Source organism: Sulfurovum sp. TSL6 (assembly GCF_019972115.1).
GTDB lineage: Bacteria > Campylobacterota > Campylobacteria > Campylobacterales > Sulfurovaceae > Sulfurovum.
Map to the genome: position 1 here is coordinate 280,246 of NZ_BPFJ01000001.1, position 17,122 is coordinate 297,367.

General features: G+C 35.3%; 19 protein-coding genes. 10 read left to right on the forward strand and 9 right to left on the reverse strand.

Annotated features, from left to right (window positions below; translation table 11 throughout):
* The first annotated feature begins 198 nt into the window (after positions 1 to 198).
* From tig to LDM93_RS01295, 4 genes are all read left to right on the forward strand, one after another.
* Positions 199 to 1,455, forward strand: a complete 1,257-nt coding sequence (gene tig / locus LDM93_RS01280) for a trigger factor (protein ID WP_223890120.1) — start codon at positions 199 to 201, stop codon at positions 1,453 to 1,455.
* A gap of 17 nt (positions 1,456 to 1,472) precedes the next feature.
* Positions 1,473 to 2,138: a leucine-rich repeat domain-containing protein gene (locus tag LDM93_RS01285; RefSeq protein ID WP_223890121.1), complete on the forward strand. Its 666-nt coding sequence runs from the start codon at positions 1,473 to 1,475 to the stop codon at positions 2,136 to 2,138.
* 78 nt (positions 2,139 to 2,216) lie between these two features.
* A complete protein-coding gene (locus tag LDM93_RS01290) occupies positions 2,217 to 2,621 on the forward strand; it encodes a group III truncated hemoglobin (protein WP_223890122.1) in 405 nt (134 codons plus the stop codon).
* 55 nt (positions 2,622 to 2,676) lie between these two features.
* On the forward strand, positions 2,677 to 3,042 hold the full coding sequence (locus tag LDM93_RS01295; protein ID WP_223890123.1) for a hypothetical protein: 366 nt from the start codon (positions 2,677 to 2,679) through the stop codon (positions 3,040 to 3,042).
* Between the two features lie 120 nt (positions 3,043 to 3,162).
* On the opposite strand, the gene LDM93_RS01300 is transcribed toward LDM93_RS01295, so the two are convergent.
* Positions 3,163 to 3,606: a hypothetical protein gene (locus LDM93_RS01300; protein WP_223890124.1), complete on the reverse strand. Its 444-nt coding sequence runs from the start codon at positions 3,604 to 3,606 to the stop codon at positions 3,163 to 3,165.
* Positions 3,607 to 3,740: 134 nt separating this feature from the next.
* Here LDM93_RS01300 and LDM93_RS01305 point away from each other — a divergent pair, with 134 nt between their 5' ends.
* Together LDM93_RS01305 and LDM93_RS01310 are read left to right on the forward strand one after the other, a co-directional pair.
* Positions 3,741 to 4,154 carry a hypothetical protein gene (locus LDM93_RS01305; RefSeq protein ID WP_223890126.1) on the forward strand — a complete coding sequence of 138 codons (414 nt, stop codon included), beginning with the start codon at positions 3,741 to 3,743 and terminating at the stop codon, positions 4,152 to 4,154.
* A gap of 104 nt (positions 4,155 to 4,258) precedes the next feature.
* Positions 4,259 to 6,883 carry an AAA family ATPase gene (locus LDM93_RS01310; RefSeq protein ID WP_223890128.1) on the forward strand — a complete coding sequence of 875 codons (2,625 nt, stop codon included), beginning with the start codon at positions 4,259 to 4,261 and terminating at the stop codon, positions 6,881 to 6,883.
* A 99-nt stretch (positions 6,884 to 6,982) separates the two neighbouring features.
* Here LDM93_RS01310 and LDM93_RS01315 read toward each other — a convergent pair whose 3' ends face one another.
* Positions 6,983 to 7,375, reverse strand: a complete 393-nt coding sequence (locus LDM93_RS01315; RefSeq protein ID WP_223890130.1) for a hemerythrin family protein — start codon at positions 7,373 to 7,375, stop codon at positions 6,983 to 6,985.
* Between the two features lie 134 nt (positions 7,376 to 7,509).
* Positions 7,510 to 7,821 (reverse strand): ATP-dependent Clp protease adaptor ClpS, encoded by a 312-nt coding sequence (locus LDM93_RS01320; protein ID WP_223890131.1) that lies wholly within the window; start codon positions 7,819 to 7,821, stop codon positions 7,510 to 7,512.
* A gap of 277 nt (positions 7,822 to 8,098) precedes the next feature.
* Here LDM93_RS01320 and LDM93_RS01325 point away from each other — a divergent pair, with 277 nt between their 5' ends.
* On the forward strand, positions 8,099 to 8,431 hold the full coding sequence (locus LDM93_RS01325) for a group III truncated hemoglobin (protein WP_223890132.1): 333 nt from the start codon (positions 8,099 to 8,101) through the stop codon (positions 8,429 to 8,431).
* Between the two features lie 57 nt (positions 8,432 to 8,488).
* The gene (locus tag LDM93_RS01330; protein WP_223890133.1) at positions 8,489 to 8,869 is read left to right on the forward strand and encodes a hypothetical protein; all 381 of its coding nucleotides are present in this window, start codon (positions 8,489 to 8,491) and stop codon (positions 8,867 to 8,869) included.
* Positions 8,870 to 8,928: 59 nt separating this feature from the next.
* Here LDM93_RS01330 and LDM93_RS01335 read toward each other — a convergent pair whose 3' ends face one another.
* Positions 8,929 to 9,135, reverse strand: a complete 207-nt coding sequence (locus tag LDM93_RS01335) for a hypothetical protein (RefSeq protein ID WP_223890134.1) — start codon at positions 9,133 to 9,135, stop codon at positions 8,929 to 8,931.
* Between the two features lie 186 nt (positions 9,136 to 9,321).
* Between LDM93_RS01335 and LDM93_RS01340 the strand changes: the two genes are divergently transcribed.
* Positions 9,322 to 9,666 carry a hypothetical protein gene (locus tag LDM93_RS01340; protein ID WP_223890135.1) on the forward strand — a complete coding sequence of 115 codons (345 nt, stop codon included), beginning with the start codon at positions 9,322 to 9,324 and terminating at the stop codon, positions 9,664 to 9,666.
* Between the two features lie 78 nt (positions 9,667 to 9,744).
* Here LDM93_RS01340 and LDM93_RS01345 read toward each other — a convergent pair whose 3' ends face one another.
* A complete protein-coding gene (locus LDM93_RS01345) occupies positions 9,745 to 10,020 on the reverse strand; it encodes a hypothetical protein (protein ID WP_223890136.1) in 276 nt (91 codons plus the stop codon).
* Between the two features lie 340 nt (positions 10,021 to 10,360).
* Here LDM93_RS01345 and LDM93_RS01350 point away from each other — a divergent pair, with 340 nt between their 5' ends.
* Positions 10,361 to 10,762, forward strand: coding sequence for a bacteriohemerythrin (locus LDM93_RS01350; RefSeq protein WP_223890137.1), 402 nt, complete (start codon positions 10,361 to 10,363; stop codon positions 10,760 to 10,762).
* 84 nt (positions 10,763 to 10,846) lie between these two features.
* Here LDM93_RS01350 and LDM93_RS01355 read toward each other — a convergent pair whose 3' ends face one another.
* The 4 genes from LDM93_RS01355 to LDM93_RS01370 form a co-directional block, all read right to left on the reverse strand.
* The gene (locus LDM93_RS01355; RefSeq protein ID WP_223890138.1) at positions 10,847 to 11,167 is read right to left on the reverse strand and encodes a hypothetical protein; all 321 of its coding nucleotides are present in this window, start codon (positions 11,165 to 11,167) and stop codon (positions 10,847 to 10,849) included.
* Positions 11,168 to 11,236: 69 nt separating this feature from the next.
* On the reverse strand, positions 11,237 to 14,119 hold the full coding sequence (locus tag LDM93_RS01360) for a DUF2309 domain-containing protein (protein ID WP_223890140.1): 2,883 nt from the start codon (positions 14,117 to 14,119) through the stop codon (positions 11,237 to 11,239).
* Positions 14,116 to 14,850, reverse strand: a complete 735-nt coding sequence (locus LDM93_RS01365) for a hypothetical protein (RefSeq protein ID WP_223890142.1) — start codon at positions 14,848 to 14,850, stop codon at positions 14,116 to 14,118. The genes LDM93_RS01360 and LDM93_RS01365 overlap by 4 nt, the downstream gene beginning before the upstream one ends.
* Positions 14,851 to 14,852: 2 nt before the next feature.
* Positions 14,853 to 16,466, reverse strand: coding sequence for a proton-conducting transporter membrane subunit (locus tag LDM93_RS01370; RefSeq protein WP_223890144.1), 1,614 nt, complete (start codon positions 16,464 to 16,466; stop codon positions 14,853 to 14,855).
* Positions 16,467 to 17,122 lie beyond the last annotated feature (656 nt).

Consider the following 17,122-nt stretch of genomic DNA (forward strand, 5'->3'; position numbering starts at 1 on the left):
TTTAATAGCTTGAAATGATAAATTTCAACACACTTGTATGATTAGCATGACTAACTTATAACATTATAGAAGCTTTTTTTCTTTTGCCATATAGAGGTTTTATGCATATTTTACACCGCTATTCAGTGGCTCAATGCCCTCAATGTTAATTTTAGACAATAATGCTAAAATTACGCAATTAAAACCGAAAGGATTGTAGTGAAAGTTACAGTAGAAAAAGTAGATGATATAAACTACATTATAAGTGGTACAGTTGAGAACAGTGTGATTGAAGACAAGGTTGCTAAACTTAAAGAAGAAGCAGCCAAAAAGCCCAATGATGAAAAGTCTACAGATGAAAATATTGAACAGGATGCAGCAGGACAAGTCTTTCAAGACTTTATCAGTGCTGGAATTAAAGAAGGTAATTTAAATGTTGAAAATCTTTTGGGGCAACCTGGGCTTAAAAAATATGAGCAACAAGATGATTCCATTTACTTTGAAGTAGAAGTAGCGGTGAGCCCTGAAATCGATGTAGACATTGATTACAAGGATATCGCACCGACTTACACAAAACCTACGGCAAGCCCTGAAGCTGTAGAAGCTAAACTTGCAGAATTCGCTCAAAAACAAGCACCATTTACCAAGCTAGATGAACCAAAGCCTATTGAAAATGGTGATGTTGCTGTGATCGATTTTACAGGGTATATTAATGGTAAACCTTTTGAAGGCGGTAGTGCAGAGAAGTTTAATATTCAAGTGGGTTCCAACAAGTTTATTCCAGGATTTGAAGAGCAGCTTGTAGGTATGGAATACGGCGAAGAAAGAGATGTTATCGTCACCTTTCCAAAAGATTATTCAGCAGATGATTTAGCGGGTAAAGAAGCTAAATTTGTTGTAAAACTGCATGAAATTCAGGAGCAAAAACCAGAGACGATAGATGATGCTTTTGCAAAAAAAGTATTAAATAATGAAACAGCAACAGTTGAGACACTGAAGAAACAATTTGCAGAACAAACCACTGCTGAAGAACTGTCACAAATTTATATGCGTGAACTTAAGCCAAAAATTGTTGAAGCTTTACTTGAAAAATTTGATTTCACCTTACCTAATAACATCGTAGAACAAGAGATCGATGCAAAAGTCCGTGAAAAGACAAGAGGATTCAGTGAAGAGCAACATAAAGCGTATATGGAGGACAAGGGTAAATTTAAAGAGCTTAGAGAATCTGTACGTGATGAAGCAAGAAAAAGTATCAAGTTGGCGCTTATAGTTGAAGCCTTAGCTAAAAAAGAGGGTATTGATGTACATGAACAAGAGGTCATTGCTGCACTAGGATACCAAGCTACGATGACAGGTCAAGATCCACAGGCATTATTAAAGTACTACCAAGATAACAACTTGATGACATCAGCGAAAATGGGACTCACAGAAGATAAACTGTTTGGGCATATACTTGGGTTTCATAAAGCATAAGTAAGCCTTGGTCAGTGATGCATAAAACAGATGATATATGGATTCAAACACTGTGGGATTGGGCAGATGCAAACGCTGTTTCCGATCTACAGTGGATTGAACATGATTCATATTTAAAAGGTGGTTATTTTAGAGGGTTACCAAGAGACAAAGAAAAGTTACTGAATCTAACCGAACTGAATCTTCTTGGTGCTCAACTCACTGCATTACCGGCAGAAATAGGAAACCTGATACATTTAAAGAAGCTTTATCTTTTAGGTAACCAACTCACTGCATTACCAGCAGAAATAGGTAAACTTATTCATTTAGAGGAACTTTACGTTCCAGGGAATCAGTTAAAGGCGTTACCAAAGCAAATAGGAGCTCTAAGAAATTTAAAGCTGCTTCTTCTTCAAGAAAATCAAATAACAACATTACCAAAAGAGATCGGAGATCTTTTAAGTCTGACGACTTTAGAGCTTGGAGGTAACAAGCTTACATCCCTGCCAGAAGAGATTGGAAAACTTATAAAGTTGTGTAAATTGACCCTTTGGAAAAATCAGCTTACAAAGCTGCCAGAAGAGATAATACATCTTTTAAACTTAACAGAGTTAGATTGTATTTACAATAAACTAGCGTTAACACAAGAACATGTTCAATGGTTAGAGACCTTACTGACCAAAGAGTGTTCAGTGAATGTGTAATGTTGTAAAGCTCTATACCCGTAAATACACTTGTAGTATAGTTTAGCTATACTCTCGACATTAATAGTAGGAGAGACAATGCCTTATGATTCAGTTGACAGACCTTCCATAGAGAGAATGGTACGTGAGTTTTATACTGATGTACTTCAAGATGATATCCTAGGTCCTATCTTCACTAAAGCTCTGGGAGATGATCTGACAAATGGTAAATGGTATGAACACCTTAACACCCTATATAATTTTTGGATGCAGATGATGACAGGCGAGTCTCCGTATCAGGGACACCCTTTTCCTCCGCATGCATTTATAGGACCGCTTTACCGTGAAACTTTTGAGCGTTGGTTAGAACTTTTTCACGCGACAGTCTATCGGCTCTTCGTTCCTGAGATCGCCGATAAGTTTTATAAAAAAGCCAACATTCTGGCAGAGCAGTTTATGGACAATCTTGGTATGAATGATGAAGACGAAGATGAAGAGTACTAATAAGTATCGATAAAGTGCTTATAAAAGCAAAAGAGATCATTAAAAAGGAGATACAATGAGTGAACAGGCAAAAATATTAGCAGAGATGCAAGAGATCATTATGACCATTTTAAAAAATGGATCGGCCTCAGAGGCGGAAGCTAATAGGATCGATGAACTTGAAGCCTTGTTACATGAGCAAAAGTGTTATAAAGAGATCGATCATGAAGAATATGAGTATCAAGGAGAAGAGATAGCAGGTCTTTTTGCTACTGACCATTCTATGGAAGCCATAGATAAAATGTGTGAGTGTGAAATTACACCTGATGATTTCTTTGGGTTCATAGCCTATCATGATGAAGATGAAGAGTTTACAGAACTGTTTACAGATACCTTTATCGCAGAGGTAGAAAAGGTCTATCAATCAAAGTGTAAATCCTAGTAGCAACGGTGTAAAGCTTATTCAAGCCTTGAAGTCTCTTCATGTTTACACTTTGTTGCATAGAAAAGAGATCTTCATTTTTAAGTTCTCTAGACTGCCCATAAAGAAAGATAGAAAAAGTTACTTTGCCGTCTTCGCTTTTATCACTGGGTTTTTCATCACAGCTGCCCGGACATCTTCATTTTCATCTATCATTAAGAGATCCAATGTCTCAGCGGGTGTACTTGTATTGACTGCAACAGAGGATCGAACATTTTCATCTTCATCTTTACTGAGTGTATTGAGTATCTCTACAGGTGTATTAGGATTTCCTGCGATCCAATAGGCAAGATCACTATCTTTACTTAATTCAACTAAAGTCTCCATAGGTGTATTTAAATGTTCTGCAACAAACTGTTTTACCAGAGGCGTTTCATCTTTACTCAAGTTCACTAATGTTTCTGCTGATGTGTTCATATGTGCAGCTACTCGTACGCGGACAAATGGATTGTCATCTTTACTTAATTGATCTAAAATCTCAGCCGATATATTTTCATCTTGTAAGAGTTCTAATGCGTTTGTCATATGTGTTACCTTTATCGTTTTTCATTTTTTTTAGCAATGAATTATTTGGATGAATTGTAGCTTTTATATCTTAAATATTAAAGCATCATAGTATGCTCAAAAGTTTGAAATAGGGTTTTAAGTGAATTTACAATATGATGGCCTACAAAAATCCTAAAGGAAAAGAAAGATTAATGGATACCACTATTGATATACACTTTAATGTAACACAAGAACAAAAAGAGACGATAGATTTAAGAGCGTCAGAAAACGGGTTTGATGACATCTCTGCGTATGTGAAGGTCGTTGCACTTAAAACGCAGGCATTTACGCTTACACCTGCAGGTTCATCCACGGGAGAAGCATCTGTAGAACTTGGATTTAAAGTCACAGAGGCACAAAAAACGAAAATAGAAGAAAAGATGAAAGAGAGCGGTTGTGAAGACCTTACAAGTTATCTAAAATATGTTGCATTGCATGCAGTAGTTACGGCAGTCGTAGAAGTACGTTCAACTGGAGATTTTGATGCAATGTTAGCGCGTATTGCTAAAGCAAAGAGTAACGGCTAGTTTTCACCCTCTAGCTTGATACTCCATAATTAAGATAGAAAAGCTACAATTCACTTTATTGATTATAGACATAATATAGATTCAAAACTAATAAGAGTAAAAACATGACAGAAACAGAAGCACTGGTCAAAGCAAATATTGAAAAACATAAGAAACTAGATGAAGATGATTGGGATGACGAATCCCTCATAGAGGCACAAAACAATATAGAATTTGTGAAGCAATTCAAAGAAGAACTCTCTAAAGATCTTTTTGGACAAGAACAAGCGATCAATATTGTTGCCAACAGTATGAAAACCTCCATCAAAGACGAAAAAGGACCTAAGGCCACCTATCTTTTTTTAGGCCCCCCGGCTACAGGTAAGACCTTCCTTGCTGAACTGATGGCAGAACATATGCCTAAATATAAGATCATGAAGTTTGACATGACACAGTACCACCAGCAAAATGGTGGAGAGTTGTATGGTTATCCTGCCGGATGGAAAGGTTACGGTGTCGGTCAACTTACTGGATTTGTACACAGAAATCCTAAGGCTGTTATCGTACTTGATTCCTTTGAAAAGTGTGACAATGTCATTCAAAACAACCTTTTTTCCATATTTGAAGGTGGTAAGATGCGTGATGCATGTGGTTGGGACAAGATCACTGATGAACCGTGTAATGAAGATCCTGACATCATCTATAACGATGAAAATGCAAACTACCTGGTGGACTTTACCGAGGCAATTTTTATTATTACGACAAGTGTAGGTAAAGAGCTTTACCAAGACTACAGGTTTCATGATTTGGTTGAAAAAGACTATATTCAAGCCGAATCGATGATCCTTGAAGCCATAAAAAGAGAAAAGAAAAGAGAAAGTAGAAGTGGCGGTATCCAGGAAGCTATCGTACCGGAACTTGTTTCCAGATTTTCTAAAGCACATATTGTCTTGTTTAATAAGCTTGAGTATGATGCCTTTGAAAAAATATCCAAAAGGGTGTTTTTAAACTATAAAGATGAGTTTTATGACCAATATAAGATCGATTTTGTCGTAGGTAAAAATTTCGACAACTTTTTGAAAATACAGATGCTTAACTTTGCTCCAGAACTCGATGCAAGACGTCTTAAAGAGAAAGTGAGCACCATCTTTTTTAACAGAATCACTGAATTCATGCAAGAAACAGACAAACCGATCATGAGTTTCAAGCAGATAAAAGTATCCCTGTCTAAAGAGGCTGTAGCATTTTTAAAAGAAAGGGTCAGTCCGCTTATTGAAAATGAAACACTCGTAAGAGAGTTGTTTAGGAAAAACACGACCCTTGATATCAATGATACCATCACCGAGAAAAACGGTATCATAACCTATAAGGTCAATTCATGCAAGTTTTCACAAGTGGTGAGGATCAAAGACTTCAGCGAAGATGGTCTTGTTTTTGATATCCCTAATGTCTCTTTTGATGATATTGCAGGCCACCATAAAGCAAAGCAGAGACTAGGGGAGGTCATTAACTTCTTTAAAGAGCCAAAACTCTTGGAAAGTTTTAATATCGTACCACCAAAAGGTATGCTTCTTTATGGACCTCCAGGTACAGGAAAGACGATGCTTGCAAAGGCTTTTGCCAAAGAGGCGGAACTGCCTTTTATCTCGACTACGGGACTTGAACTGCTCCAACCTGAAAAGACAAAGTCAATCTTTACCAGGGCAAAAGCGTACGCACCTGCGATCATCTTTATTGACGAGATCGATACCATTGGAAGACGTGATGGAGAAAATGGCAGAGAAGTACCTATTAATAAACTCTTATCGGAGATGGATGGCTTTTCGGGCAGGAAAGGTGAAGACATCTTTGTGATTGCTGCAACCAACTACAAAGAAAATATTGATCCTGCCATTATCAGACCGGGAAGGGTAGAGATCCATATAGAGATCAACAATCTTGATAAAGATGCAAGACAGTACTTCCTGGACAAAGTAATTAATGACAAGCCTACAAGCGGTTTATTTGATATGCAAAAACTGCTCATGTATACCACAGGATTCACAGGTTCTCAACTTGAAATGCTAGGGAAAGAAGCTTCATACTACTGTTTACGTCATGGCTTGCCTGCAATCACCCAGGATATTTTAATTGAGCAAATCAATACGATCAAATATGGTGAGAGACAGTCTTACCTATCGCTTGAACAGATGTTTGAAGAGACAGCGGTCTATGAAGCAGGACGTGCAGTTATTTCTAAGACATTAATGCCTCATGTAAGTATTGAACATGTAAGTCTTACACCAAAAGACAATAATGAGCACTTTATTTCACGCAACTACAGTGATGTTCAAGAGAACATGACAGTAAAAGATTTTAAAGACAAAGTTTGTGTATCATTGGCAGGAAGAGCGGCCCAGATAAAACAGTTTGGTGAGATAGAAGGCATGGATTCAGGAGCTTCAAATGACTTACAGCAAGCTACACGTGATGCCTACGTTGCTATAGCCCATTATGGAATGGATAAAGAGGTCGGTTATATCAATATCAATGGTGTGATAGATGCACAACAAAAAACTGTTGCTAATAAAGACACAGAACACTATCATGAGAAAATAGACTTGGCACTTGAACGCTGGATGGATGAAGGTCAAAAAACAGTGACTGATCTGGTAAATGAACATTGGAGTACTATAGAAAAGCTATCTAAAATACTGCTTCAAAAAGAGATCATTTATGAAGATGAATTGGATGAGATAGTAGCTGGATAGTCTACTATGGGAGTGAGACTTTTAAAAGTCTCACTCCATAAAGCGTATTTAAAAGCAAAAATCCATTCTAAAGTGGAACGGTACTTTTAAATAGGTGAGTTAGCCAATGTTCGGAGCAGTTTGTGCATCCCATTTGGAAATATGTTGTGTGTACCACTTTTTAAAATCTTTTTCCAAAAAACCTTGTAGCTCTTTTGGACCTTTAAGTATTTCCCATCGTTTATGAAACTTTTCTAATTTTTTTCTTATTGCATCATGATCGCTTTTGTGCATCTGCATGTCTGAGTAATCACTTTGCTCCATCATATCTTCTTCTGTTTTAAAGTGAGTTTCTATTTCAGTTAAGAATCCTGGGAAGAGTTCGTCCACTTTTTCTACATCTTTGGCTTTCACAGCATCATAAAAGTTGTTGATCACTTCCATCTCATCTTCATGCAGCATATTCATCATAGCATTTGCCACTTGTTGTACATCTTGTTGTTGAATTAGCATTTTATCTCCATACAATTAGGTTTTTAAAAAAGATTATAGCTACAAAAAGTTTATACTTACTGACAGATATCAAAAAGTTTCAATATATAAGTGTAAAGGAGGTTGTAAAAGTAAAAGATAAAGTTAGATTAGGACTAAACTTCCTCGATCAAGCATATTAGAGAAAAACCTTCTTTTTTGGCTTTTTCTTCAATCATCTCTGCTTTGGTTTGGGCTATTTCAAACATGTATCCGCCACAAAACCCTTCACCATTGGTTACGATCTCATGGGCAATGGCTTCTGCCTCTTCTAGATCTTTATGAAAGACCTCCTTGAGTATTCTCATACAAAATTCCCATGAAACGTGCTTATCATTAATGATAGAAACAAGGCACATTTTAGGTGCATTGAATTCTATCTTCAAGTAAGATTTGAGTGTAATGGGCTTTTTAATCGTTATTGGCATAGTGTTCCTGTATGATCTAAAGATAATTCATAGTTTAGTATTATACCCAAAAAAACTATAGGTTACTTCGTACGAGTTCTATGATGTATATTTGACACAGCTGATACAGATGAAAAGAATGTTCTAGTTTTTTATAAATCCTGCTATAATTCCATTTCAAAAAAAAGCATCTTTTTACCTTGACTATACTTGTGTTTACAGATGGTTTGTACAAAAAGGATGAAGTATAGAACTTCAAAACAGTATTACTAGAGAAAACCTTAGAATCTTGATGACTTTGTTTTATGAAAAAGCTATAGAGGATGAAGTATTAGCTCCTTTTTTCATAGATGAGATCGGTGATGATCTTACTGATGAGGACTGGTTTGAACACATAGATCTTTTAGCAGATTTTTGGTTGGCTAAAATTCTAGGGGAAAACACTTATTATGGAAATTTTGTGGGTGCACATGTAAAGATGCCTCATTTAAAAAGAGAAACTTTTACAAGGTGGCTGGAGCTTTTTTCAGTCACGGCTGATGAAGTCTATGTACCTGATATCGCGGAAGTGTTTAAGAAAAAAGGGGAACAGTTCTCTAAGCAGTTCCTCAATACTAAAAAAAAGATTTAAATACATTTTTTGAATACTTTATTTTAAAAGTATATATTTTTGAATCAAAGGAAAAGAATGAATAGAGATAAAAAATGGAATTTGCTTTTCATCCAAGATGACAGATCGATGTTTGATTCTGGTACTAAAATGTTCAGTGCATTGTTCAATAGGGTAGACAAAGTTTCGGGAAAAGAAGAGGCGCTAGCGCATTTTGATGCAAACCAATATGATATTGTTCTTGGTGATCTCAGCGTCGAACCGGAAGATCTTGGTCTTTTAAAACAGATCAAAGACATGAAACCTGAACAAACAATATTTGCTTTAGTTTCACCCAAAGATACAGATAAACTTTTTGGGATAGCTGACTTGGGGATCAATGCCTTTGAATTGACAGCAGATTACTTTGATCAAGCCTTGGAACAAATTGCATTATTCGACCCTTACGCAAAGCAATAATACTTATTCGTTCCCTGGCATGAGGCTTAACTCTTTAGATTAAGCCTCTATCATATCGTTTATCTGCAGCCGCACCTGCAACCATGTATTTTTACTTGGTCTTCTTCAAATATTTCACGCCAGATTTGTAAATCCAACTCCATTGGATTTAAGCTATCACTTTTTGATTGTTTCATAAATGTATCATTAACATCTATCAACGCTTTGTTCATCTTATTGAGCTCAGGTAATACCTTTTCTCTCAGTGTTAAATCTAATTTACTCATGACTAATCCTTTCTTGATAGTTCTAAAATATAGCATAGCATATTATTCTTTATTAAAAATTATATGGTTTATTTATAATTAAATATGTGATCTCCCTAAAAAACTTTGAATCCCTACGTGCTTCTAGCTAAGGGTATAAGTAAGTCTTCTTTCGCTAAGATGTCACATCTAAGATAAAGGCAAAAAATGGAACAAATAAATAGCTTATTAGAGAAGTATAACCACTTTAAAGATGCGCAAATTCGCTCAATTCAACCACTATCGGATTCTTCAAAAGTTGTCACAATAGTAGTACAAGATGATGATGGTGAAGATATTAATACTGTCAAGATAGAGTTTAACAATATCACTGATTCAAAGATACTGGATAATAGTGTACTGTCTTTTATGGATATGGGATTCGGTATTAGTATAGTCAAAGAACATGATCTCTATGGTTTTGCACTTGGAAAGGGTACTGCTATGTTACATGTGCAGAATGCACCTTTGTATATTATAGCTTCAGATATCGCTATTGAAGAAGAAAAATAAAAGAGACTAGTTTATTAACATTATGCAGGGAGCATAGTTGGCCCTCTGCATCTCAATTACGTATGAAATTAGTGGATATTATTCACAACCACAACTGCCAGTGCTGCAACTGCTAGCACTACCCGTACTACATGAACTACCTGCATTAGGGTTCTCAGCGACTCTGATCAAAAACGCATTATCACCTGTTTTTTGAGCAAAGAACAAGTGTTTTGAACAAAACTCCTCATTCATGAATTCTGCTACAATATTTGAATAATTGTATGCATCTTTCTGATTATCAAATGATTTTTCACTTGCATATTCACTTTTTTTAAAACATCCGCATTCGTGTTCCATTTGTACTGTATACATAAACTTTTTCCTTTTGGTCATTTATTTACGGGAGTATAGTTAGTAAAACTTTAAATAAGATAAAAATACTCCGAAAAGCAAATATTCTTTATCAATATTTTTTTGTATTTAAGATTTTTTAGTTCTACTTAGATTAAAAATAGTAAGTGGTAAGGTACAATACTTTTTGGATAGAAAATTTTTATTTCCTATCGTTCTTACTAATTTTCAAATATACTGACAGATAAAATAAACCCCATTTTTAATTATTTATATTTTGAGTTTTCTTGATTCTTATCAATATAAAATTTTTTTTTGCAAGCTATAATCTTTATTATCAAGACAATTTTAAGGATATAGAATGTTAATGCAAAAACGAGATGTACAACAAGTATCAAATGCTATGATGAATATGCTGCATGAAGAAGAGATAGATATAATAAATGATTTTCATGATGCTGTTTTAGCAGAAGATATAGAAAAAATTGATGAGCTTTTTAAAGTAGTTCAGTTTGATGTAGAGGATCATTTTAGTACGGAAGAAGAGATGATGGAACAGAGTAAGTTTTATGCTTTTCAAATGCATAAATCTGAACATGACACTATGAGACAAAAAATAAAAAATATTCAAGAAAACTGGGAAAATAATAAAAATCCACAGGAAGTACAAAAATTTTTAGAAAATGAGTTCAAGCATTGGATTGTTTTGCATATTTCAAGATGGGATTCGGAAACTGCTATGCATATTGGTGATTCTAATTAGAGTAGAATCACCTTTTAGATTAGTACAAAGAGAGTGTTTGATCTTATTTGATTAAAATAAAAATCATTTATGATATCAATTTTATTAGTTTGAACCACTCTCTTTGGGTGGTACTTGGCTGGCATCAAAGCCAATTGTTACTCCACTTTTCTTTACAAGTTCTCTTGCATCTTCAATATCTTCATCATCTTCATCATCTTCAGGTCTAACACTGCTATGTATTACTATTTTGTCACCGTAATCTACGGCTTCAAAAAAGTGTGTCATACAAAACTGTTGATTCATAAGGCACTCTAGCACGCGTGCTTTATTATACATATCTTCTCTTGATTCGAATGTCATATTATTTTCAAATCCGCTCTTTTTAAAGCAGCTACACTCTTTTTCAATTTCTATGGTATACATTATATTTCCTTTTTTTATACTATTTATAAGAGGGTTATATCATTTAAAACTTAAGATGTAATAAAAGCGCTATGAGAGCTCTTTTATTACTTTAAAATCGCCAGATTCATAAGAGTAGACCTTTTTAGCCTCTTTATCAATAATCACCGGACGGATCCACTCATTTAAAATAAACTCTTTTGCTATAGAGTTTTCCACTGCTTTTCCTACTTTTTCCAAAGGCGCTTCCATAAATGTTAGAAGTCTTACCGGTTCATGATATGCTTTACCTTCCAAATGGACTGATTGGGTAGGCAGACCGATCTTAAGATCACTGTAATTACCATTATAGACACCGATTTTTCCAACCACATTGTGATAGACTTTAGAACCTGCTCCATAAATGGCATTATCTACAGTAGAAAAATAGTGTTCCATATTGATCCATTCTCCTACAATGAGTGGCCCGTCAAAGATACGGGTAAGGATATCAGCATTGTCATTATCTACCTTCCAGTCATAAGAATGCATAAAAAACCTATTGTTCATCTTTACATGTTTTGTGGAGCTTCTAGGTCCTGCAAAGGCTCCCATATTACCTGCCAGTCCCCATTCAGGCCTAGGCTCAGACCAGTCCATAGATTTGATCATCACATCTTCTTGTGTATGCGTATAGGGAAGCGCTTCTATTCTTTCTTCTCTGGACATAAGAGATGCTTTGTTAAAGTCGTGCATGATTTGGAAAAATTGAGGCATCTCTTCGGCTGTCAGAATATCTGTATCATAGTATTTGATCTCATCTGTGGTAGTAATGTGCAACCCTGGTATGAATTTTGTACTATCAGGGATGACAATACCTTTTTCTTTTAATGCTTCACGTACCTCTTTGGTATTGGCTATCATACACAGTGCTCTTGTGTTTGGAAGGGAGATGTTTCCTCCACATGCGCCACAATCAAGTGCTGATTCAAATGGATTGTTATCCGAAATACTTCCGTGACCGATGATGGTGACAAACTGAGGGAAATTATCCACCTGACCGATCATTGTCAAGTAGTTATGCAGATATTTGACTTTCTCTTCAAGTGTGAAACCGACCATCGAAAGCTTATGCTTTTGGAAGGTATAGTCTTCTTCTGTGATCTTGTATTCATTTTTGAGTTTTTCTACTAGCTCGCTAGACAACTCTATAGGTAGTTCCTGACCTAAAACAAGGTGATTTCTGATGGCTTGGATCTCTTCTGTTGAATACTCTTTTGAACCGCTACGTGCCAATACTTCACTGATGATGTGTGTATGAAGTTTATTGACATACATCTCGATCTCTTCAGATGAGAGTTTATCTAATGTATAGGTTGTTTTTGGTTTTTGAGGCTTTAGTTTTGAAAAAAGCCTTTGTGTTCTTCTTGGTGAAAATGTTTTTCCAAAAAGATTGATACCGAAGATCCAGCCGATCGCCTCAACCATAATATAGGGTGTATATGGGTTGTTTTTGAGATCGCTTAGGACTTTTTTAGTCGTTTTATTCATCCCTTTTTTGGAACTATAGTCTTCATACAACTCTTTTGGTATTTCAAATACTATATTTTCCGATTTTACAATTGCCGGCGATAAAAAGAGTTCATGTGATTTATCAAACTCGACAAATGCGATCGGAAGACCTAAAAACCCACCGGCACCATAGGTTTCGTATGGACCGCTACTTTCAATCTGTCTCCTTATCACTTCAGATCTTACATCCAAACAGAATGTAGCAGAAGCTACTGCTTTTTCATTTTCTTCTTCTTGTACACTGGTAAACTCATCGACATAAGAACGTATATAGCTGTCCTCAAGTGACTTAAGCCAGATATATCCTTCTTCTTCTCTTAGTGTCTCCATGATCTTTGCAAGTTCAGTAAGCGGTATTTCTGTGTTACCCAGATGATCACTTGCAAGGTGCACTTGCTTTGCATCCAGTTGAAGTACATACTGAGTATAGCTTTCTAAGATATCATCATAGTTCTGCTGATCTTCCATTGCATCGATGAATTTCCCAGGCAAGTTACCTTTATGTTTAAGTATTTTGAGTAAAACATAAGCGCAATTGTCTTGAATATAACTTCTTAATTCTTTATAGTTATTGATCTTTCTGTTTTTTAAATACTTGAGTTCATAGTAAAATCTGATAGCTAAATAATCCATCAGGGAAGAAGGGTTCTGTTGTTGCGAATAATAGTTTGGATCTTCGGAACGATATTTGATAAATCCTGCCCAACCATGAAGTTTTAGTATGTGCTTAAGAAGGTTTCTCTCTATATCCTCATCTGTAACCTGTAGTTGTTCAAGTGCCTCTTTTACAAAGGTTTCAGAATCATGTGGATAGGCAAAGTTCTCATAGAGTTTAAATGTTTCAAACATTCCAAGATCTCTATTCGACATGGTAAGTGTCGTCTGTTCTTCATCTAAAAAACGTGAAACAAATTCGATCACTTCTTTTTCGATCATCTCTTTGTCATCTCTGTCAAAAAGGATGTCATTGATCTCATAAAGTGTCATGTGTTTTGTAAGTTTTTTGCGCCATTTCTCTTTATTATGATAGAAGAACTTTTCATCTAGGTATGTCAAAAGATCTTCATCGATCTCATGCTCTGTAATCGATGCAGAACTTCTGAAACTGTTCCATTTTGGATTGACTTCCAAGAGACATTTTTCAGCCAGATCGTAATATTCTGCCAGGCCGTCGATCTCGAGAATTTCTTGCAGGTTCGACTTGAGAATGGCAGGATCGATTTTTCCTTCTTCATAGAGATTCAGATAATATGATGATTCCATATACACTCTACCGCCGAAGATACTTTGGGCTTTATCAAGTCCCTCTTTAAAGTTAAGATGCTCAAACCCTTTAAGCGGATTATGATGAATGAATGAACCGATAGGCCAATAGTGCGGTACGGTATTTTTAACGGCATTTAGTTTTTCTAATATACTCATGCGATAGTCCCTTTAAATCCAATAATACTTAAACCAAGTAGTGCGATAATAATAACAAAATGCATGATCTTCTCTTTGGATGTCAGATCAACATAGTGTAGATTGCTATTGGGAGTCCCAAATACAGTCTTTGGCATCACTCTCATAGCTACCATAAAGTTACCAAAAAACAGTACTACTACCACGATATACCATAGGAGTGTTGTTTCCTCTTTTATCATACTGCTAAGTAAAAAGAGTGCATTAGGAAATGGTGGATAGAGTGCCAGTGTGATCAAATAGACTGTTAAAAAACCACCTACATATGGAGTGGCCAAGGTTGTACCACTGATTCCATGATAATTGGCACTTCCATAGTATTTCTCATAATGTTTTGCTATGGAATAAATACCAGAGAGTGTGATCAATAGAGACAGACTGTAAAGTAGACCTTGCTCCCGTATAAACAACATGAAAAATGGTGCATTGATAAAGAGTAAATAGTAACCAAACTTATAAAAATTAGTTGTCTTGGTTACCTTATAGACAGAAAATATCGCACTAAGTAATGAAATGATCACTAACAGACTAGAGTATTGACTATCTACAAATGAAGAGAGAACAATGGCACAAAACACTAAGAAACTGCTTATCAAAAAGATTTTCTCATTGTTTAGTTTTTTATTCTTTTCTAAAATGAGATAATAAGGTACTCCTGCAGCTAATATCAATAAAATTATACTCATTAACATACTCAACCCTTCTTGAAAATTTTAATATATTTGATAAAGAAGTCAGAGACGTAAGCCTCTTTTGCCAACAGTTTATAAAATAGCCATTGTGTTTTCTTTGGCATCTTATTTTTTGGTATACCCACAAAGTGTTGCTTATACATAAATAGCCATCCTATGATCATAATTGCACCCAATGCAACCATGGACATGATCATAGTTACATTGAGAGTTGCTGCACCATAGAAAAGTAGGGCATGCTCACCATAGATAAAATGTTCTAATGCCAAACCAATAAACTCATATGTAAACAGGATAATAATAAATGAACTTACAAGCGCCAAGATCACTTTGATCGAGTCTGACCTTGAAACCTTAAAGAAGGACAAGAAGAGCTGGGTTCCGGTAAGCCAACCGAATGCCAAGATCACAATTGCTGCGTTAAACTCAAAGAACTCTTCACTCAGCACCATTTTGACACCGATGAATATAAGAATCGGCAGAATAGTGAAAAGTGCAATAAGATTAAACGTTTTGTTACTTTTATGCTCTGTTTTTTCTTCCCAGAACAACTTGTAAGAGAGACGTTGTGGAATGTTAGGGTCATGTCTCGCATAGCGTATAAGTCCCCCTGACTCCAAGAAGAGTGTTGCCTTAAAGACACCATGTACCATAAGGTGATAGATAGCAAGGCTGAATGCACCAAGACCCACTTCCATGATCATATAGCCCATTTGACCCGCTGTTGAGTAACCAAGAGAACGTTTGATATCAGGTACTACGAGCATCAATACTGATGCAAAAATGGCAGTAAAGAGTCCTATGACAAATGCAATATTCAGTACGGCAGGTGTCAGTAGAAGCAAGAAGGCCAATTTATTGAGCAAGATACCGCCTACATTGACCACTCCTGCATGCATTAAAGCTGATACTGGTGTAGGAGCTTCGGATGTATAAGGCAGCCAGATATGAAATGGTACGATTGCAGATTTCATCATGGCAGCCAATAAGAAAAGTAACCCGATCACAAAAATAGTAGGGTTATCGGTGGGGTTTTTAGACATCTCCAGCCATGTTTGGCTCAGATGCCCTAAGTCAACACTGCCAAACGTTTGATAGGTTAATATCACTGCAAGTATAAACAATAAGTCAGCCCCTTTATGTATCAGCATGGTCCAACTACCATTTTTTACCGCACTTTTTGAGGCAACATTAAATGATACCAATAAGTACAGACTGACACTCATAAGTTGCCAGGCAAGCGCAAGAATCACAAGATTATTACTCATTACTAGCATATAGATAGCTGAGAAAATAAAATTTAAAAGAATAAAAAACCTTTTGTACCCTGGTTCATCCCACATATATTTTGTAGCATATTTACGGATCACAAGACCTAAAATAGCAACATAGGGTACAAGTATGGCAGAGAGCTCATTGAAAACAAATAAACCCCCAAGTCCATGTATAGATTCATCGGTAGTGATAACATAATAGGTTCCGTATAGCCCTAGCAACGCAATCATACTTGATAACATGATACTCACTTTGGGAATATGTTCCTTTTTACTAACAAAAATGAGTATAAATGCTATAACCAGTGGTATGCCTGGGATAAGCAATATAATTTTTTCCACTAAAAACTCCTGTAATTTACTAAATTATTTCGTAAAAAAATTCTATTTACTGGGTTTAGAATTCACTATTCTATATAGCTATAATACTGAATCAAAATAAATTTGAACAACGAAGATTTTCAAAACCATCTTCTAAAACCTTAGCCATTATAGATAATTTTTTTAAAATATAGTCTATATTAAAAACAAAGTTGTACTAAAATGTAAATTTAACAGTGCATTGTTACTATTTCACAATTTGATACTACTATTACTTATATTCCAATTGCTGTACCCCTTATCATACATCAACTTTTTAGTATCAGAGATACCAATAATCAATAAAGCCAATAAAGAGAAGTAAACACATAAAGATGCTGTTCATTTTTTACACTATATAATGTAATAGAGAAAATTGCCTTAAAGAAGACATGTTCAAAAATACTTATTAAAATCATCTATTATTGTGTTATAATTTCAAATTACTTATAGTTATATTATGCATATTTTGTATAAATTATAAGAAAAGTCAAAGGTTTTTACAGTAAACTCCCATTTGAAAACATATAAATGTAGTTGATAAAGAATTTGTCATAAATATTACCAATAAGTGATATAAAGGTTTATTTGTGTAAAGTTTATTTGAAGCTACATTTGTAATCTATTGATTATGATGA